Raw genomic sequence first — 18,191 nt, 5'->3', positions numbered from 1 at the left:
TCAAGGAAGTAAAGGACAAAAGTTTAGGATTAGGCTTAGTCAGATTAATTAGGGGCCTAAGACAAATAGACACCAAATTAGATGTAATTAATCATAAGCTAACGCTGCTTTTAAGAAGGAAAAAACAACACTGACTAAATGAGCGGGCTCGGCTTAAGGCAAAGCGAGCTTTTACGAGCTGCTGACACAGCTTGTAAAAGCTCTGCCGTCTTTCTATTACCCCCAACGAACGATTAATCCTGAGTGTGTCAAGCCGCCCCCGAAGCCATAAAGCAGCAGCGTATCTCCTGATCGCACCTTTCCTTCCTTGATGCCCAAATCCAGAGAAAGGGGTATGGACGCCGCAGATGTATTCCCATAGTATTCAAGGCTGTACAAAGCTTTTTCAAATGCAATGCCGCACTTTTCACTGATGGATTCAATAATTCGAAGGTTAGCGCTATGAGGAATGAACCAATCAATGGTCGTATGCGGTAAACCGCTTTTCATTAACAGCTTCTCAATCCCTTGTGGGACCGTCGTTACAGCGAATTTATAAACCTCGCGGCCATTTTGGACAAGCTTGCCTTCACCGGCTAACGGAATTCCGTTTAAGTTCGAGGAAAGGCCGGTTCGGTATACATGCTTACCCCCTGAACCATCAGATCCCAGATGGTGAGCAAGGAAAGCAGGGCGCTCTTCTTCCCTTTCAACCAACACGGCTCCAGCGCCATCTCCAAAAAGAATGCAAGTGGAACGGTCTGTATAGTCTGTGATTTTGGACATGGAGTCCCCGCCGACGACAAGAACTTTGCTGTGTACCCCAGCAGCAACAAGTCCACTTGCGGTATGCAAGGCATAGGTGAACCCAGCGCAGGTAGCGTTCAGGTCATAGGCGCCTGTTTCGGGAATACAGAAATGAGCTTGAATTTGGCAAGCGACTGGCGTGGAGGGAAGATCTGGCGTATGAGTAGCGACAATGATTAACTCAACATCGTCAAGTGAAGATGGGTATCTAGTGAGCATATTCTGTACGGCAGCTATACATAAATGGCTTGTAAATTCATTGGCTGCAGCAATTCTGCGTTCCTTGATCCCTGTGCGTTGAACAATCCATTCATCGTTAGTATCAACCATTCCCTGGAGATCCGCATTGCTTAGGATATGCGCGGGCACATAGCTGCCAATGGCTGTGATTCGAGCCTGTAAGGGAGTAGAGATAGACATTATTGATTCGCTCCTTTTAGTATCTGTTATTAGGACTAGGTACTAATTTATATTTTTACTGTATCGGATACGGGGATTAAAGTCAATGGGTGTTGTAACATCAACCAGAAATGTAGGAACGTACGTTTTAGCATTATTTCATTATTATGGATAATATTCGAGAAATAGGTCACTCTAATGGCTATCGTCCACTGTGCGACGAATGATGCTGATGACGGGGAGTGAACGTAAACTCATGTTACAGGGCAAAAAAAAGCATGTCTGGATAATACTAATTTGTATAGCATTGTACTGCTCATCCACAACCACCGTGTTTGCCTATGGGAAAGGGGCTAAGGGACCTGATGTCTACGCGGTGCAAGGGATGTTGAAATCTCTTGGCTACTATGGCGGACCTATTACTGGCTACTATGGTAACCAAACACAAGCTGGTGTTAAAGCTTTTCAAAGCAAATATGGTCTTCCTGTTACCGGAAATGTGGATGACCAAACGCTGCAGTCCATCCTATGGGCATATGGGAATATGAAAATTGCCAAAAAGCCGACGCCACCACCGCCACCACCTGCACCGAAGTCAACGCCTGTACCGCAACCTCCACCATCAACAGATTTAACGGTTGAGGAGCAGCAGATGCTTGATCAGGTTAATAAGGAGCGGGCTGCCGTGGGACTTTCCCCGCTAGTTGTCGACGCTGCGCTTACCAAAACGGCAAGACTAAAAAGCCAAGATATGGACGATAACAAATACTTCTCCCATGATTCACCGACATATGGCTCGCCTTTTGATATGATGGAAAAATTCGGTATTACGTATAATGCGGCAGGAGAGAATATTGCTTGTAATCAAACTGTGCAAGCAGCCCATGAGGCGCTGATGAATTCTCCGGGTCACAAAGCTAATATATTAAGCAAAGATTACAATCATATTGGGATTGGCATCGTGGACGGTGGTCCGTGCGGTAAAATGTTTACACAGCAGTTTATTGGGAAATGAATTGAATAGGAATTGAAATGAGAAAAAAGCCCCTAGGGGCTTTTTTTTATAAGTACATTAACTTTACTGTTGCCATTAAGTAGCCGATACTGGTTTAATTGCTTCTGTCCATTCGGTATATTTCTGTAAGGCTGCCCCTTGTTCAATCGCATGTCGAGCCAAATAAATACCTTCCTCAATGGATCCGGCTTTCTGGGAAACCCACAAACGCACTGCGCTGTTGAGTAATACCATATTCAAGTAGGGGAGTTCGGCTTCTCCACGCAGTACGGACAGAGCAGTTTCTGCCTGCAGTTGAGCAGTCCATTCGACTTCCGGCACTTCTACCATTAATTCGTAAATCTCAGGATCAACTATGAATAATTCGCTGGTGCCCTCTTGAATGAGGTGTGTTCGTGTGCGCTTGTCCACGGAAAGATCTTCAGAGCCTTCCATGCCCTGCACAACGATGCCGCGAGACACCCCCAATTCGATTAATAAATTGGTAATTTTCTCGAACACAGTGCCGTGAAACACACCGACAGCCATGAATGGCGCTTCCGTGAAACGAAGCAGCTTCTCTGCTGTGTTGAACACGGTCCGCAGGCCGAGTTCCATGCGCAGCTCGCGCAGCTCGCCGAGCGGTGCGCACCAGCTTTCCGTAGGCGTGAACAGGAAGCCTGTTCGCGCCGCAGCGGAAACAAGGGCTTCGCGCGACGCGGATAGTGCGGGCACACCGAGCGCGGCCAGCACATCTGTCAGCGTGATCCCCCATTTGGGCGGCATGCTGGGGCTGCCATGCAGCGTGGTGGGAAGTCCGCAGGCCGCGAGAACGAACGCGGTCGGCAAGGTCGCGATGAACGTACGGGAGCGTCCGTCATATGGTCCTGCGCAATCCAGGCTGCCGGGGATTGGATAGGAAGTGATCCGCTGACGCAAGGCATGGATGAAGGCCTTAATCTCATCGGGGGATTCCATTTTGATTCGTTCCGCAACGAGAAAAGCACCCATTTGTGCTTGTGTAGCGCCTCCTGTGAGGATGAGTTCCGCTGCTTGGGAAGCTTCTTCATATGAAAGGTCTCTTGCTCCGCGTTTTCCGCGGCCTACTTCTTTTAATAAAGATATCATCGTTTGCGCCCTCCTTGGTTCTGATCCTGTAGTATTTGATACACCTTGACGATGGAGGTAGCGACGTCTACCATACGTTTACGTTCATTCATGGCTTGTTTACGCAAAAAATCGTAAGCCTCCGCTTCGGAGATACCTTTAATTTCACATAAGATTCGCTTTGCCTGATCGACCCATTTGCGCTCCTCAAGTTTGGAGAGAAGTTGTTCGCGCTCTTGCTGCCACTCGGTTCGTTGGAAATAATGATTCATGCCAAGGAGCAGAGCACAGTGAATTTCAAGAGGACTCATCATTGATCCAATTAAACCATCAATACCTGCATCTATTCTACATTCATTTGAAGGAAAAGTGTGAGCGTCACACCACCAGAAGAGAGGAAGGCTTCGATGAGTAAGCACACGCGAACGCCATGTCTCCACTTGATCAGGGCCTACTGATAATAATACAGCATCGACCTTGGGGATCATAAATGAAATTTCTTTTACACTAGACGCTGCATATATACGAAATCCCAAATCCTTCAGCATCTTTTCAGGTAAGGATTCCTTTCTATTATCAGAAAAATTCAGCTCGGTAGTCGATGACGAGGTGGAGGTAGCTGAGCGAGTTTGTTTAAACTCGTCGATCAGTATAAATGATTGCAACATTTGAATACCTCCATCGTGGATACTTCTCACCTAATGGGAACTTTATGTAAGGTTTATTTGGTGAAATGATTTATTATACGGCATTACTATAGCATATGAATTTAAATTTTGTCGATATGTTATAGGGAATCTCATATGCGATTTTTTTGTGTTATGTTTATTGACATGCACGAAATGTCATACTATAATCAAATTAGAAATCGGCACAATGATGTGCCTCTGACGAAGGCAATGGCGCCTATCCCCTTACAAATACGTAACCGGATGGGCTATTTATGTTCTATTTACCGAATATCATCTAACATGCTGTTCACGATGATGTGGCAGCGGTGGCAAAGAGGCCGATAAACATCCCGCGCGTGTAAGGGTATGTTTGTCGGCCTTTTCTGTCAAAGAATCACGTTTGGGTAGGAAAAAAAGAAGGCGGAAAGCCTCATAAAAGGAGAGGGAAAGCATGGTTGATCGGAAAAGCTTTATGCAAGTAGGACACAAAGGGTCATTGTTCAGTTCATTCTTGTATTTTGACATGAGCTTCATGGTTTGGGTTCTTCTTGGACCATTAGCGGTTATTCTGGCTAATGATTTTCATTTGAACGCTGCAGAAAAGGCGAATCTCGTTGCTTTACCTACCTTGGGGGGAGCGGTGCTAAGACTGGTACTAGGTGTTTTGACAGATAAGATAGGTCCTAAGCTTACTGGACAAATCGGACTGACGTTAACCTTAATCCCTTTATTCTGGGGCTGGCAGTTCGCTAACACGATGGGTGATATGTACTTCGTGGCATTGATGCTCGGTATTGCGGGAGCAAGTTTTGCAGCAGCACTGCCACTCGCCAGCAGCTGGTACCCGCCGCAGTATCAAGGATTAGCGATGGGGATTGCAGGAGCGGGGAATAGCGGTACGATCTTCGCTACTTTGTTTGCAAACAGAATTGCTCAACATTATGGTGATTGGCATGTTGTTTTTGGGATCGCGATGATTCCAATTGCGCTAACGCTTATCATCTTTAGCGTGTTGGCGAAGGATAGTCCCAATAAACCGGCACCGAAAACAATTGCTGAATATGGCAAAGTATTGAAACAGAAGGATTCCTGGTTGTTCTGCATTTTATATAGTGTGACGTTCGGCGGTTTCGTTGGTATGGCATCTTATTTAACCATTTTCTTCAATACCCAATACGGTTTATCACCGGTTCGTGCCGCTGATTTTACTACCTTATGCGTAATCGGTGGAAGCTTCTTCCGCCCGGTAGGCGGCTGGCTTGCTGATAAAATAGGCGGTATTCGGATGCTGATGGTACTTTATGGCGTTGTCGGTTTGATGATGGCTGGAATCTCTACACTTCCTTCTCTTACCATGACAACAGTCATGCTCTTCATCGCCATGATGGCTTTCGGTATGGGGAATGGATCGGTTTTCCAACTCGTTCCGCAGCGTTTCAAGACGGAAATTGGTGTTATAACGGGAATTGTTGGAGCAGCAGGCGGTTTGGGCGGTTATTTCTTGCCCAAAATTCTCGGCAATTTGAAACTAGCGACAGGTTCTTTCACACCAGGCTTTCTAATCTTGAGTGGTATTGCGATTATATGTCTCTTGTTGATTGCCGTTGTACAAGGACAATGGAAGCGCAGTTGGATTGGCGAAGGCGGTAAAGTGAAGGCAACACCGGCATCTTTGGATAGTGTGCATGCCTAAGTAATAGGCTGGGGCGGCTGATCGTGAATGGTCAGTTGCATAAGCGTAAAAGCTTTTGCTCATGCAGCTTGCGTGTTCAGGCTGCATGGGCAAAGACGTTTACGACTAACCGTCTTTGGTAGTTCAATTGGAACTACTCAAGCTCCATATCCCAATTTTGTCATTTGGGGACGTCAGTTCCCGAATGGCCCACTTTTACCAAAATCAATACTTCTTGATAGGAAACGGATGGAAAGGATGATCACAATGACATACAAAAAAGAGAAGTTGGTCCTGGTCGGAAACGGAATGGCGGGCGTTAACGCAGTTGAACATTTACTTAAACTTACACCTGATAAATATGAGGTTACGATTTTTGGCAGTGAACCGCATCCGAACTACAACAGAATCTTATTGTCCTACGTACTTGCCGGAGATTCCAAAGTAGAGGATATCGTCATTCATCCCTATGAGTGGTATGCGAACAACCACATCACCCTTCATATAAACCAGACGGTCACTGACATTGATACGACCGCGCAAACGGTAACGAGCGATAAAGGGCTAACGGTTTCCTATGATAAATTAATTTTGGCCACAGGGTCTAACCCCTTTATGATTCCAATGCCTGGAGCTGATAAAGAAGGGGTTATGGCTTACCGGACCATTCGTGATTGCGAGATCATGATCGAGTCCGCTAAAAAGTATAAAAAAGCGATCGTTATTGGTGGGGGCTTGCTTGGATTAGAAGCAGCAAGGGGCTTCCTTAACTTAGGTATGAAAGTGGATGTTGTTCATATCGTGGATACCATTATGGAGCGTCAGCTTGATCGAACGGCTTCCAAAATGTTGCAAGCAGCGCTTGAAGAGCAAGGTATCAACTTCTTGCTCGAGAAGCAATCAGCAGAAATCATAGGTGACAAGCGGGTGACTGGCTTGAAATTCAAAGATGGTACCGTTGCTGAGGCAGATCTGATCGTGATGGCCGTAGGTATTCGTCCAAATGTAGAGCTCGCGAAGAAGGCTGGCGTTGAGTGCAATCCGGGCATCATCGTGAATGATTATTTGCAAACGAGTATTGCGAATGTCTATGCGGTTGGAGAATGCGCCATGCATCGAGGTATCGCATACGGACTGGTAGCGCCTCTTTACGAGCAAGGTGCTGTACTTGCTAAACATTTGGCGGGCTTGGAGACGGGACCCTATGAAGGATCCATCCTTTATACGAAGCTTAAAGTATCCGGTGTAGATGTATTCTCAGGTGGACAGTTCGGCGATGCGGAAGGAACGAAAGCCATTCGCATTCATGATGAATTCACCGGCGTCTATAAGAAAGTAGTGATTAAAGACAATAAGATCATCGGTGCGGTTCTCTTCGGAGATACGTCGGATGGTACGAGGCTAATGCAAATGATTCGGGAAGAAACCGATATTAGCGGCATGGGGAAAACGGCGATATTGACGGATGCCTCGGGTGGCAGTGGAGCGGCATCGGGTGTTGCTGAAATGAAAAACGATGCGATTATTTGCGGTTGTAACGGCGTCACCAAAGGAACCATCTGTTCAGCAATTAAGGATCAAGGATTAACCACAGTCGACGAAGTCAAAAATTGTACGACGGCTTCCCGCTCTTGCGGTGGTTGTAAGCCACTGGTAAGTGATTTGTTGGCTTTTACATTAGGTTCTTCCTATGATAAGAACGCAGCTAAAGAGTCGATTTGCGCTTGTACAGACCATACACGGGATGAGGTTGTTACAGCGATTCGTGAAAAAGGTTTATCTCATGTTCGTGAAGTGATGAACGTGCTTGGTTGGAAAAATGAAGAAGGATGCTCGAAATGCCGTCCTGCCCTCAACTATTATTTGGGTATGGTTAGCCCTGAAACTTATAAAGACGATAGTACCTCACGTTTTGTAAATGAACGTATGCATGCCAATATCCAGAAGGACGGTACGTATTCGGTTGTTCCACGGATTTATGGCGGTGTAACGAATCCTGCTGAGTTGAAGAGGATTGCAGAAGTAGCTGAACAGTTCAATGTCCCCACAGTGAAGTTTACTGGTGGACAGCGTCTCGACTTGCTAGGTGTGAAGAAAGAAGATCTTACAGCGATGTGGGAAGCCCTGGATATGCCTTCTGGTTATGCTTACGGTAAAGCCTTGCGTACTGTAAAAACGTGCGTGGGTGAAACCTTCTGCCGATTTGGTACAGGTGATGCGATGGGCGTAGGGATCGAGCTGGAGAAACGTTTTGAACGCTTGAACACACCTGCCAAAGTAAAGCTAGCTGTATCGGGATGTCCTCGAAATTGTGCGGAATCAGGCATTAAAGACTTAGGGGTTGTATCGGTAGATGGCGGTTGGGAGCTGTATGCCGGAGGAAATGGCGGTGTGAAGGTACGCGTTGGCGACCTCTTGACTACCGTCAAAACAGAGCAAGAAATTATCGAATATACAGAAGCTTACTTGCAGTACTACCGCGAAACAGGTAAATATGGTGAGCGCACAAGTGAGTGGGTGTACCGACTTGGTATCGGGCATATTCGTGAAGTGGTAGAAAATGAAGAAGAACGCAAACAATTGTGCGCTCGGATGGATCTTGCGCTTTCTGTGACGAAGGACCCTTGGAAACAAGCGATTGATAGCAAAAAAATTCAGCGTGACCTTTATGAAGTCGTAGAGCTTAATTAATTAAATCGCCCAGGAGGAGCAGACTATGAAAACACAAGAGGAGCATATGATTTGGGTGCAGGCCGTTTCTTATGAGGATTTAGCCGTAAACACAGGGAAAACAATTCGATATCAAGGGGAAGAGGTTGCACTTTTCAAGTTGAAAAGCGGCAAGCTTCAAGCGATTCAGAACCGTTGTCCCCATAAAGAGGGCGTCCTTGCTGAAGGAATTGTATGTGATGATCATATCTTCTGTCCGATGCATGATCGCAAGATTCACCTTCCTTCCGGTCTTGTTCAGGCTCCGGATACAGGCTGCGTACAAACGTATTCGACGAAAATTCATGAAGGAACGGTGTTTATTGGATTTCCGATAAAAAAAGAAATGGCCTGCTAACGCTATTTTGACCACAAAGTATAATTAAAACTCTAAAGAGAGCTTTATCATCGGGGGTGGGACGCATTGAAATCACCAATACTAACATTGCCTACAGAACAACCCTCCTCCCATTGTTGCTTCTGCAGCATGCAGTGCGGACTGGAGATTATTCCGGGTGAGAAGACGTCAGGTCTCACGATTAAACCAAGTCCGAATTTTCCTGTAGCGACTAGCCGTCTCTGTCAGAAAGGATTGAACGCACTGGATCATGTGCTTCATTCTGATCGGATTCTCGAGCCCTTGGCCAGGGCAGAGGGTGAACCGAGTCGGTGGCAATCCGTAACATGGAATCACGCGTTTGATGACATTGCTCAGCGTATCCAAGGCCTGCAAGCTGAGTATGGTCCTGATACAATTGGTGTGTACGGTGGCGGATCATTAACTAATGAAGTTTGTTACTTGCTTGGAAAGTTCACTCGTGTAGCGCTGAGGTCTAAATTTATTGATTACAATGGCCGATACTGTATGTCTTCAGCGGCGGCAGCCAGTAATCAAGCATTCGGAATCGATCGCGGGATGACGATGCCTTTAACGGAAATACCGAATGCTAAATATATTATTCTCGCAGGTACGAATATTGCTGAATGCCAGCCGACAATGATGCCTTATTTACTCGAAGCGAAGAAAAAAGGCGCTGTGATCATTACGATCGATCCGCGGAATACGATGACCTCGAAGGCAGCCGATATCCATGTGCGTATACAACCGGGATTCGACTCCGTGTTTATAAACGGACTCCTGCATGTCATGGTGGAGGAGAAGCTCTTCAATGATCGTTTCATTCGAGAACGTACGGTTGGTTTCGAGCAGTTGAAGGAAACGGTTCAGCCTTTCACGCCAGCCAGAGTGGAGGAGCTAACCGGTGTTCTGGAAGCTGTTATTCGTACCATTGCTCGTGGATTCGCTAAGGCGGAGACAGGGATTGTGCTTACAGCACGCGGCTTGGAACAGCAAGTGAACGGTGTAGAGAACACACTGAATTATATTAATTTGGCATTGGTCACCGGTAAAATAGGGCGCAAAGGCTGCGGCTACGGTGCAGTAACCGGCCAAGCCAACGGTCAAGGCGGACGCGAGCATGGACAAAAGGCGGACCAACTTCCAGGCTACCGTTTAATTGAAGATCCGGCTGCTCGTGAGCATGTTGCCAAGGTATGGGGAATCGATCCGAGTGACCTGCCCGGCAAAGGAGTTTCCGCCTATGAGCTGCTGCAAAAGGTAGATCAAGGCGAAATCAAGGCTCTAATCGTCCTTGGATCGAATCCACTTGTATCCAGCCCGAATAACCGAATGGTAGAGCGGGCGCTGCAAAAGCTGGAATTGCTTGTTGTCGTTGACATGTTCGAAACTGAAACGGCACGTTATGCCCACTATTTGTTACCAGGGTCTTCTTTTGCTGAAGCGGAAGGCACGATGACCAATCTGGAAGGTCGTGTGTTCCACCGGCAGAAAGCGATGGAGCTGCCGGGGAACAGTAAACTTGACTACCAAATTATATGTCAGCTAGCGGAAGCGTTGGGGCGTGGCGCCTATTTTCAATATGCAGGTATTGAAGGAGTGTTTCGCGAACTAGCGGCTGCTACGGCCGGAGGGAAAGCCGACTACAGCGGCATTACATACCAAAGACTTCAAGAGGAGAAAGGCATATTCTGGCCTTGTCCAGCTCCTGATCACCCAGGAACGCCGCAGTTATTCGGGGATCGGTTTCATCACCCAGATGGCAAAGCTAGATTGTTTGGTATTAAGCCGAAAATGCCGGCAGAACCAATCGATTCGGATTATCCTTTTGTGCTAACAACAGGGCGACTTGCGAATCATTATTTAAGCGGCGTACAAACACGTCGAACGAAAGCATTGAATAAGAAGGCTCCCGTTCCCGTAGCCGAGATTCATCCTTGGCTCGCTAAGCGAATCGGTCTGGGTCTGGATAACAAGATCCGTATTACAAGCCGTCGTGGATCCTTAATCTTCGCAGTCAAAGTGACGGAAGGCATTCAGCCTCGTACTGTATTTGTACCCTTTCATTGGGGCGATGAGCATTCGATCAATTTATTAACGAATGATGCGCTGGATCCAACGAGTCGGATGCCCGAGTTTAAAATTTGTGCAGTTAAAGTGGAACGTGTGTAGACCGCACTCAGCTTAGTTGGCTTGGCCAAAGAACTAAGCTGGTGCGGTCTTTTTCTGCGCCTAGAAGCTTAAAATATTCCTGTTCGGGCGCTTCGGAGATACGTACACCGTTCCAAGTGTCAATGACGATTTTACGCAGCTGATGTTGTTTAAGGAATTGACGGAACATACTTTTCAACTCGTTTACGATGGTCGTTTGATCGCCGTTCGGGTTTTTTATTGATTCAAGTTGATAAATCCGCTTGCCATTATTTTCGATCCAATACAACTATTGGTTGCCCTTGAGGGCTAAGTAATTACCGCTTTTCCGAGAGAACGAAATGCCTGTAACTTCAGGCCATGGGAGTAGTAATCCAAAGGGATTAGCCGGATCAGCAGCGCTTAATAGGTTGAATTTTTGCTGACTCTCGGGCGTGTTAGCTGCATGTTGGTGCAGGAGAGCAATGAATTCTCTGGTTGCGAATTGCAGAGCATGTAAATCGGTAATAAAAAAACCGCGAACAACAAGTCCCCACTCTTCCAACTGACGAAGTGCTGTCTGAATGGCTTCCCATGGAAATGGACACAGGCCAGAGACAAGATCTTTGGTGATGATGCCAAAACGCGCTAACAGATGATGTGTCCACTGCATGGCGGACGATTGCTTATCAAAGGCGGGGCTAAGCAGCGTGTCAAGAGAATACCAACGACCAAGACCTGACTTGAATTTATCCTGTTTCTTAGAAATTCCAGCGGCATGAAGTCGAAGAGGAGCGAATTGATCATTGGCAGCTTGCCCATCCCATACTAATTGGAACAATTCCTCTAATAATGAGGAAGGAGGCCGCCCGGTTTCAATACCTAGTTTGCTAAGAAAGATGGCTCCTTTTTCCTGTAATAGACGAAGAAGCTCAGGGTGTGAGGCAGGTCTATGGTTAACGATGGCGAGGCAGGGCTCGAAAAGAGTGCTGCTTTCCGCCAGAAAGAAGGCAATGCGGCCTTCTTTCTCCTTGGGTTCTTTGCGGCCTATCCAAACAATTTCACCTGAAGAGCACAGAGTGTCCAGGTCCTGTTTGCGGTACGATAGCTGACGAGTCGGAAATAAGATGGACTCCCAGTGTGAAACAGGTAGGAAGAAGCCTTGCAAATCTTCAATAATTTCACGAAGCAGATCCATACCGGGAACATCAGCTCTGTCAGTGGGTTTACGCCTAAGCGGCATATGCGCCAAATAGGTGAACGAGGAGATACCCTCGCCGTCCGTCCAAACAAGGCAATAATGCTGCCAGTGTTTTACCTGAGCCCGTAGGGGAAGAGATGAGGGTATGTGTACCAGATCATATTTCTTTCCAAGCTTGCTTCTGCACATCGGTGGGTTCACCGAAACGGGAAGAAAACCATTCCTTCAGAATGGGATGAAAATGAGATAAATCCAGTGCACTTTCGGTCATTACGTTCGCTCCCTTGCTCACAATTTCTTCCAACATAGCATATTGTGGGGCCATCACCAAACAAATAACCTAAAGAGCCTCTGAATCCTCCATCAAAATATGACAGTTTAAATGAAGTTAACATTCGCACTCATACCCGAGGTTCTAACAAAAAAATAAGCCCTTTAATAAAGGGCTAAGATAACAGCAATATCTCTATCATTAAATTGAAGGGTACCCTCTTCTGATTTAGTAAAGAGATGACCTCTGGACTCAATATAACTGCAGAGTCTAAGCAGAATATTTGGTTCTATATTCAGAAGCGTTGAAAGTGAAAAAATATTTTTTTGATCAGTCATTACTTCAACCATTTAGCATAATAGCCTCCTAAGGAAGATTTGTAAATGTATCATAGTCTATGCTTGAGGTCACTTGTTGTCGAAATGTTGGGTTAACAAAACTTTCAATATTTTGCCCGATACTGATTTGCTAATTTCAGATTAGATAAGCAATAAACATTAAAGCCCCCGAATCCCTCCAACAGGAGGCTCGAAGGCTTACATGGATCCCTTTTGCTGACGGAATCAGATCTTTAATTCCCCAAGCTTGATCAGTTCTACAACCGCTTGTGAACGACCCTTTACGTTCAGCTTTTGCATGACATTAGATATATGATTTCTCACAGTCTTTTCACTTATAAAAAGCTGCTGTGCGATATCTTTTGTCGTTTTGTCCTGCACTAAAAGTTCGAATACTTCGCGTTCGCGGTTCGTAAGTAGAAATTTGTTTTTGTGGTCGCTGCCCATGGATGTGTGTCACCCCTCCTTGCTCGGGTATTGGGAAATACAAGGTTAAGGGATACAGTCAAAATTAGTTTATGAAGGGCTGTTGCCAATGGTGCGGTATAAGCTTAAAAATAGGCGATATCCGTTTTTGAGTTTCCTCCCGAGGCATGGTAAGCTAAAATAAGGTATTTTTTTGAGCAAAGGAGGCTCTTCTTATGTTCAAGCGTGATTATTTTATGCGGCAGATCGAGCAAATGACCGTGATACTGCATCGGATTCTTTTTAATAAGGAACATATCCCGCTGGAAGATGCCCAGCAGCTGTTAGATGAGGCGAGCCGCCATCTTTTGGGGCTAAACATTCGCTCTCTTCAGGCGTTGTCGAGTAAGGATATTCTAGAATTATTGTCCTATCATGGCAATTTGGATACAGCTAAAGCGATGGTGCTCAGCGATATGTTCGTAGTCCAGGGGGATATGCTTCAGCAGCATGGGCAGACCGAGGAGGCGTACCGTGCTCATCTCAAATCCGTTGATTTGCTTCTTCACCTATCGCTTTCATCAGAGGTTGAACCAAAGGATGAAGTGAACGAGGAAATCGCAACACGTATGATCCATAGCCTGGAACGTCTTCAAGGATGGATCATCCCAGAAGATATCAAGACGCTGCTCTTCGCGCATTATGAGAAACAGGGTAATTACGCCAAGGTAGAGGACGTGCTGTTTCATTATATAGAAGACCATCCCGACCAATCGCTTGTACTCGAACAAGGTGTTATATTTTATAAAAAACTGCTGGAAATGGAAGAAGAATTACTACAAGCAGGTAATTTTAGCAAAGAAGAAGCGCTTGATGGGTTGCGTATTGTAAAGCAAAAACTGCACTCTTTTGAAAATTCCTAACTCTTAATTAGAATAATAGAAATTGAAGGTGTGAAGTAATGGCTTGGTACCAAGAGAGCTTTGGGGATGATTATTTAAAAGTTTATAAACACCGTGATTTACAAGGCGCTTACCATGAAGTGAAAAAAATGATTGATTGGTTAGGGCTGAAGCAAGGGGCAGAAGTACTGGATTTGTGCTGCGGCATGGGCCGACATTCGATGGCGCTGGCAGAGTTTGGTTACGAGGTAACAGGTGTCGATCTATCCGAGGTACTTTTGAATGAGGCGGTAAATCTAGACAATAGCAAGCAGGTAAAGTGGCTGCATGGAGATATGCGCAAAGTTCCGCTCGAGCGGCAATTCGATGCTGTTGTGAATTTGTTTACTTCATTTGGCTATTTTGATAATGATGAACAAAATGAGAAGGTGCTCCATGAAATGTATCGGCTTCTAAAAGAAAACGGCCGTTTCATCATTGATTTTCTGAATCCGGGTTATGTGCAGGAGCATCTCGTTCCTCAATCGGATCGGACAGAAGAAGATATGCTGATTCGTGAAACAAGAGTCATTGAAGATGGCTGTGTGCGTAAACGGATTGTGATTTCGCAAAAAGGTGCGCCTGACCGACATTATCTAGAACAGGTTAAGCTATATGATCGGGCTGCGTTTGAGATGATGCTGGATAAAGCCGGCTTACATATTGATAACGTTTATGGCGGCTATGATGGGCAGGCTTATGAGGCTGAAACATCGAGTCGGTTGATTTTTGTAGGGCATAAGGAAGGATGAATACTCGGAAATGAACTTTGTGACTGCACATACAGACGAAATTACGCAAGTGAAAGTCCCGCTGCCTTTTCCGCTGCGTTGGGTGAATGCATACCTCGTTCGCGGCAGCAACGGGTATACCGTGATCGATCCGGGGCTTCACACCCCTGACGCGGAGGCGCTCTGGCTGCAGGTGCTGCAGGAATGCGGGATCGCCTTTGAGCACGTTGAGCAGATCGTGCTCACCCACCACCATCCCGATCACTACGGGATGGCGGGTTGGTTCCAGGAGCGCACGGGCGCGCCGGTTCTCCTATCGGAGACCGGCCTAGCCCAGGTGCAGCTCCTGTGGGGCCCAGAGCAGCCGATGTCGGCGCTGCTCTTGACGCTCTTCGCCCGGAACGGCTTCCCGGAGGCCGGGCTGATTGAGATGACGAAGCATATGGATAGCTTCGTCGAGATGGTTTCGCCGCAGCCGGAGGTGACGCTGCTGCGAGAAGGGCCCGTTCGCCTCGGGGACCGCGTGTACGAAACCATCGAGACCCCCGGCCACGCCGCGGGTCATCTCTGCTTCTACGACACCGATGCTGAGGTGATCTTTTGCGGCGACCACGTCCTGCCGCAAATATCGCCGAACGTTTCCTTCCTCCCGCAGGTGGAAGAGAACCCGCTCGGCGCGTACCTCAGCAGCCTGCAGGAGATCGGCAGGCTGCCGGTTAAGATGGCTTACCCGGGTCATCGGGAGCCATGGTCAGGCTTTGGCGCACGCGCAGAGGAGCTGGTGCGCCATCATCATGAGCGGCTTGCGCTCATGGAAGGGCAGCTAAGCGCGCCGCTTAACGCTTATGATGTATGTCGGGCGACGTTTGGCGAACGGCTCAGCATTCATCAGATGAGGTTCGCGCTGTCGGAGACGATTGCTCACCTCATCCTGCTGGAAACGGAAGGGCGCATCCGGCAAGTAGACCCTGCCGCCGAGCTCATTCAATATATAGTGATATCGAAGTAATTAACAAATAGCCTCCAACCGTAAGTTAGTGGTTGGAGGCTATTTAATTAAGAGATCTAAACTTTTTGTGCGGGCGTAGCTCCAACTTATATGTGCCTTCTGGAACGACATCACTTCAAAGGCTTACTATAAGTAGGAATATCATTATGCGCTAATCGACCGCAAGCTGCGGCTACAATCCCACATACCATATCATCAATAAACGTATTGCATTTTCCTTCGGAATGATCACTATCAAGGTCTTTGATAATTCCGATTTTCTCTTTATCCAGGTAACCGAAATTCGTGAGAGCGATCGTCCCATACATAAGTGGAACAGCAGTTGCTATGCTTTCATCAACCCCGAAAAGCCCCTCGTCTTGTCCGACAATATGATTGTATTGTGGATTAAATTCTCCTTTTTCGACGGCTGTATCAATTTTGATCGCCAGTTGAAGTGCGTGGAACGTTTGCTGTTTACGTAACACGGCAAGGACATGTTCTTCGCAAAGACTACGCTCCATATCTGGATTGTAAGGCCGTTGAAGTGTATCGAGAATATCAACCATATCCTCTAGTGCCACGCCTCTTGACGCCAACATAGCCAGGTTACGTTCGGTATAATCCTCTTTTACATTCTCCGAAATGATCACACTTGCCGTTGACGCGACAATGGCGCAAATCCCTTTGGAAATAAAAGATTTAGGACGTTTGGTCGGAAAGAAGAAGCGGAATTTACAATCCATGAATCCAAAAAGAGAGATGGCTCCGCTGCCATATAGACCACAGATAGACATGGCAATGGTGCGATGAACATTATACGCAGGATCCTTCATACTAGCGAGCAGCTCGGAGTCATGTTTGATTTTCTTTTGCAGCTCCAAGAGCGTGGACATGACGTTATAGGTTTCTGTTTTGCTTAATACACCTAGCAGGGTTGATGTGATCAAATCATACGGAATTTTCTTGATTCCTTTGATTTCGACGAGCAAGCGAGCAACGGCTTCTTCAATGACAGCCTGGGAATAGTGACTGAAAACTTCATCACGGAATTCGTTGAAAATGAGTGTTTTGTCTTTGAGGAATGTTCTCATCACAGTGCCTCCAGTTAGGTTGAATCTGTATATTTACAAGTATAGCATATCCGTATTAGATGCCAAAAAAAGCAAGTATATACAGGGAAAAAGGCTGGTATTTCGCTGAAAGCAGTTTTTTAAAAATGTGGACAAAAAGTAGTTATAAATCGGACAAAGCCTAGTATACATAATAATACGAAAAAGCAATGTACAGGCCATGCAAAGAAAATACAGGGCAGATGCTTCTGACGTAAGCTTCTGCGAAAACTCGAAGGAGGAAATAAGCAAATGAAACATCAACATTGGATTCGTTCAGCCGCTATCGCGGGGGTGATTGCCTTGCTGACCACGGGATGTTCGGTTCTGGGCACTGGGAAGAAAAGTGACATCGATGCACCTCCGAAAACGGGTGCGGAAGCAGACATGAAGACGACATCAGCTGCAGTTACGATCGATATGATCGAAGACAATTCATCACAGATGACGGTTTATGTGAAAGATGCCAAAGGCTTCGTTGCGCCACTCAGTTTAGGATTACCGAAAACAGTGTCTGTTGCAAAAACAACACTCGAATACATGGTGGATGGAGGTCCGGTTACAAGCCTGCTTCCATCAGGCTTTGGGGCACTGTTACCGAAAGGTACGAAAGTGATTAGTTTGAATGTCACACCAGATAAGCGTGCCATCGTTGATTTTTCAAAGGAGTTTCTAACGTATGATCAACAGAATGAGAGAAAAATTCTAGAGGCTATCACTTGGAATCTGACGAACTTCCCATCTGTAGAGAAAGTACAGCTGCGTGTGGATGGTAAAGATCTGAAAGAGATGCCGAAAGGGAAGACGCCGCTGGACACGCCTCTTGCGCGTTCAATGGGTATTAATCTTGAGAAGGCAGAAGATGCCGAGTTTGGGCAATCTACGCCGGTTACACTGTATTTCTTGAATCAAAATGATCAAAATTACAAATATTATGTACCTGTTACAAGGCTCGTCAAACGAACGGATGATGTTGCCAAAGCGGTTGTCGATCAGTTGATCAAAGGGCCTGATCAGAAAAAAGGGCTGGCTGCTGTTCTGAACGCAACCACCGAAGTGAAGAGCATTAAGCCGTCCGAGGGATTAATTACGGTTGATTTCTCCAGTAAAATTCTTGGTGCAGATCAGAAAGCATCCGCTGATGCCTTGCAATCCGTTATTCTTTCATTAACAGAGAACACAGGGTATAAACAAGTGCAAATTAAAGTGGACGGCGCTGTGAAAATCACTTCGACTGATAGTCAAAACTATAGCAAGCCTGTGACTAGACCTGCTCATATTAATCCGGCGAAGCTGTAAGAAGCTTGCTCCGTTCTAAAGACCTCTATGCAAAAGCATTGTCATTGACAAGGCGTTTGCTTAGGGGTTTTCTCAGCAT

General features: G+C 46.3%; 18 protein-coding genes. 9 read left to right on the top strand and 9 right to left on the bottom strand.

What is annotated here, in order from left to right; all coding sequences use genetic code 11:
- Positions 1-216 precede the first annotated feature (216 nt).
- On the bottom strand, positions 217-1,206 hold the full coding sequence (locus tag BLT91_RS10215) for a ketoacyl-ACP synthase III (RefSeq protein WP_090820362.1): 990 nt from the start codon (positions 1,204-1,206) through the stop codon (positions 217-219).
- A 235-nt stretch (positions 1,207-1,441) separates the two neighbouring features.
- On the opposite strand from BLT91_RS10215, the gene BLT91_RS10210 reads away from it, so the two are divergent.
- Entirely contained in the window at positions 1,442-2,200 is a 759-nt protein-coding gene (locus BLT91_RS10210; RefSeq protein WP_090820360.1) for a peptidoglycan-binding protein, read from the top strand.
- Positions 2,201-2,275: 75 nt separating this feature from the next.
- On the opposite strand, the gene BLT91_RS10205 is transcribed toward BLT91_RS10210, so the two are convergent.
- A complete protein-coding gene (locus BLT91_RS10205) occupies positions 2,276-3,307 on the bottom strand; it encodes an anthranilate phosphoribosyltransferase (protein ID WP_090820358.1) in 1,032 nt (343 codons plus the stop codon).
- Positions 3,304-3,954, bottom strand: coding sequence for an ANTAR domain-containing response regulator (locus BLT91_RS10200; RefSeq protein ID WP_254776870.1), 651 nt, complete (start codon positions 3,952-3,954; stop codon positions 3,304-3,306). Before BLT91_RS10200 ends, BLT91_RS10205 begins: the two co-directional genes overlap by 4 nt.
- A 454-nt stretch (positions 3,955-4,408) precedes the next feature.
- Here BLT91_RS10200 and BLT91_RS10195 point away from each other — a divergent pair, with 454 nt between their 5' ends.
- From BLT91_RS10195 to BLT91_RS10180, 4 genes are all read left to right on the top strand, one after another.
- A complete protein-coding gene (locus BLT91_RS10195) occupies positions 4,409-5,650 on the top strand; it encodes a nitrate/nitrite transporter (RefSeq protein ID WP_090820356.1) in 1,242 nt (413 codons plus the stop codon).
- 246 nt (positions 5,651-5,896) lie between these two features.
- Positions 5,897-8,320, top strand: a complete 2,424-nt coding sequence (gene nirB, locus BLT91_RS10190; RefSeq protein WP_090820354.1) for a nitrite reductase large subunit NirB — start codon at positions 5,897-5,899, stop codon at positions 8,318-8,320.
- A gap of 25 nt (positions 8,321-8,345) precedes the next feature.
- Positions 8,346-8,696 (top strand): nitrite reductase small subunit NirD, encoded by a 351-nt coding sequence (gene nirD, locus BLT91_RS10185; protein WP_254776869.1) that lies wholly within the window; start codon positions 8,346-8,348, stop codon positions 8,694-8,696.
- A 66-nt stretch (positions 8,697-8,762) separates the two neighbouring features.
- Positions 8,763-10,868 (top strand): molybdopterin oxidoreductase family protein, encoded by a 2,106-nt coding sequence (locus BLT91_RS10180; protein ID WP_368086788.1) that lies wholly within the window; start codon positions 8,763-8,765, stop codon positions 10,866-10,868.
- 7 nt (positions 10,869-10,875) lie between these two features.
- Here BLT91_RS10180 and BLT91_RS10175 read toward each other — a convergent pair whose 3' ends face one another.
- The 5 genes from BLT91_RS10175 to BLT91_RS10160 form a co-directional block, all read right to left on the bottom strand.
- Positions 10,876-11,136: a hypothetical protein gene (locus BLT91_RS10175; protein WP_090820349.1), complete on the bottom strand. Its 261-nt coding sequence runs from the start codon at positions 11,134-11,136 to the stop codon at positions 10,876-10,878.
- Positions 11,137-12,216 carry an Lhr family ATP-dependent helicase gene (locus BLT91_RS10170; RefSeq protein WP_141224968.1) on the bottom strand — a complete coding sequence of 360 codons (1,080 nt, stop codon included), beginning with the start codon at positions 12,214-12,216 and terminating at the stop codon, positions 11,137-11,139.
- Positions 12,185-12,352 carry a hypothetical protein gene (locus BLT91_RS32290; RefSeq protein WP_217635201.1) on the bottom strand — a complete coding sequence of 56 codons (168 nt, stop codon included), beginning with the start codon at positions 12,350-12,352 and terminating at the stop codon, positions 12,185-12,187. The genes BLT91_RS10170 and BLT91_RS32290 overlap by 32 nt, the downstream gene beginning before the upstream one ends.
- 110 nt (positions 12,353-12,462) lie before the next feature.
- On the bottom strand, positions 12,463-12,648 hold the full coding sequence (locus tag BLT91_RS10165) for a hypothetical protein (RefSeq protein WP_090820346.1): 186 nt from the start codon (positions 12,646-12,648) through the stop codon (positions 12,463-12,465).
- Between the two features lie 213 nt (positions 12,649-12,861).
- A complete protein-coding gene (locus tag BLT91_RS10160; protein ID WP_028556998.1) occupies positions 12,862-13,083 on the bottom strand; it encodes a helix-turn-helix domain-containing protein in 222 nt (73 codons plus the stop codon).
- 194 nt (positions 13,084-13,277) lie between these two features.
- Here BLT91_RS10160 and BLT91_RS10155 point away from each other — a divergent pair, with 194 nt between their 5' ends.
- From BLT91_RS10155 to BLT91_RS10145, 3 genes are read left to right on the top strand one after another with little or no spacing between them, the layout of a single operon-like run.
- Positions 13,278-13,964, top strand: a complete 687-nt coding sequence (locus tag BLT91_RS10155; RefSeq protein ID WP_090820344.1) for a DUF6483 family protein — start codon at positions 13,278-13,280, stop codon at positions 13,962-13,964.
- 38 nt (positions 13,965-14,002) lie between these two features.
- Entirely contained in the window at positions 14,003-14,734 is a 732-nt protein-coding gene (locus BLT91_RS10150; RefSeq protein WP_090820342.1) for a class I SAM-dependent methyltransferase, read from the top strand.
- Positions 14,735-14,744: 10 nt separating this feature from the next.
- Entirely contained in the window at positions 14,745-15,722 is a 978-nt protein-coding gene (locus tag BLT91_RS10145; RefSeq protein ID WP_090820340.1) for an MBL fold metallo-hydrolase, read from the top strand.
- A gap of 110 nt (positions 15,723-15,832) precedes the next feature.
- On the opposite strand, the gene BLT91_RS10140 is transcribed toward BLT91_RS10145, so the two are convergent.
- Positions 15,833-16,795, bottom strand: a complete 963-nt coding sequence (locus BLT91_RS10140; RefSeq protein WP_090820338.1) for a phosphatidylglycerophosphatase A family protein — start codon at positions 16,793-16,795, stop codon at positions 15,833-15,835.
- Between the two features lie 270 nt (positions 16,796-17,065).
- Between BLT91_RS10140 and BLT91_RS10135 the strand changes: the two genes are divergently transcribed.
- On the top strand, positions 17,066-18,112 hold the full coding sequence (locus tag BLT91_RS10135) for a GerMN domain-containing protein (protein WP_090820336.1): 1,047 nt from the start codon (positions 17,066-17,068) through the stop codon (positions 18,110-18,112).
- Positions 18,113-18,191 lie beyond the last annotated feature (79 nt).

The organism is Paenibacillus sp. yr247, assembly GCF_900103825.1.
GTDB lineage: Bacteria > Bacillota > Bacilli > Paenibacillales > NBRC-103111 > Paenibacillus_E.
This window is presented reverse-complemented; position numbering and strand designations above follow the sequence as displayed.

What these genes read in the sequence shown, in the direction of transcription:
- BLT91_RS10215 (WP_090820362.1), bottom strand. Translation starts at nt 1,206, where the DNA reads ATGTCTATCTCTACTCCCTTACAGGCTCGAATCACAGCCATTGGCAGC.
- BLT91_RS10210 (WP_090820360.1), top strand. Translation starts at nt 1,442, where the DNA reads ATGTTACAGGGCAAAAAAAAGCATGTCTGGATAATACTAATTTGTATA.
- BLT91_RS10205 (WP_090820358.1), bottom strand. Translation starts at nt 3,307, where the DNA reads ATGATATCTTTATTAAAAGAAGTAGGCCGCGGAAAACGCGGAGCAAGA.
- BLT91_RS10200 (WP_254776870.1), bottom strand. Translation starts at nt 3,954, where the DNA reads ATGTTGCAATCATTTATACTGATCGACGAGTTTAAACAAACTCGCTCA.
- BLT91_RS10195 (WP_090820356.1), top strand. Translation starts at nt 4,409, where the DNA reads ATGGTTGATCGGAAAAGCTTTATGCAAGTAGGACACAAAGGGTCATTG.
- nirB (WP_090820354.1), top strand. Translation starts at nt 5,897, where the DNA reads ATGACATACAAAAAAGAGAAGTTGGTCCTGGTCGGAAACGGAATGGCG.
- nirD (WP_254776869.1), top strand. Translation starts at nt 8,346, where the DNA reads ATGAAAACACAAGAGGAGCATATGATTTGGGTGCAGGCCGTTTCTTAT.
- BLT91_RS10170 (WP_141224968.1), bottom strand. Translation starts at nt 12,216, where the DNA reads ATGTGCAGAAGCAAGCTTGGAAAGAAATATGATCTGGTACACATACCC.
- BLT91_RS32290 (WP_217635201.1), bottom strand. Translation starts at nt 12,352, where the DNA reads ATGGCCCCACAATATGCTATGTTGGAAGAAATTGTGAGCAAGGGAGCG.
- BLT91_RS10165 (WP_090820346.1), bottom strand. Translation starts at nt 12,648, where the DNA reads ATGGTTGAAGTAATGACTGATCAAAAAAATATTTTTTCACTTTCAACG.
- BLT91_RS10160 (WP_028556998.1), bottom strand. Translation starts at nt 13,083, where the DNA reads ATGGGCAGCGACCACAAAAACAAATTTCTACTTACGAACCGCGAACGC.
- BLT91_RS10155 (WP_090820344.1), top strand. Translation starts at nt 13,278, where the DNA reads ATGTTCAAGCGTGATTATTTTATGCGGCAGATCGAGCAAATGACCGTG.
- BLT91_RS10150 (WP_090820342.1), top strand. Translation starts at nt 14,003, where the DNA reads ATGGCTTGGTACCAAGAGAGCTTTGGGGATGATTATTTAAAAGTTTAT.
- BLT91_RS10145 (WP_090820340.1), top strand. Translation starts at nt 14,745, where the DNA reads ATGAACTTTGTGACTGCACATACAGACGAAATTACGCAAGTGAAAGTC.
- BLT91_RS10140 (WP_090820338.1), bottom strand. Translation starts at nt 16,795, where the DNA reads ATGAGAACATTCCTCAAAGACAAAACACTCATTTTCAACGAATTCCGT.
- BLT91_RS10135 (WP_090820336.1), top strand. Translation starts at nt 17,066, where the DNA reads ATGAAACATCAACATTGGATTCGTTCAGCCGCTATCGCGGGGGTGATT.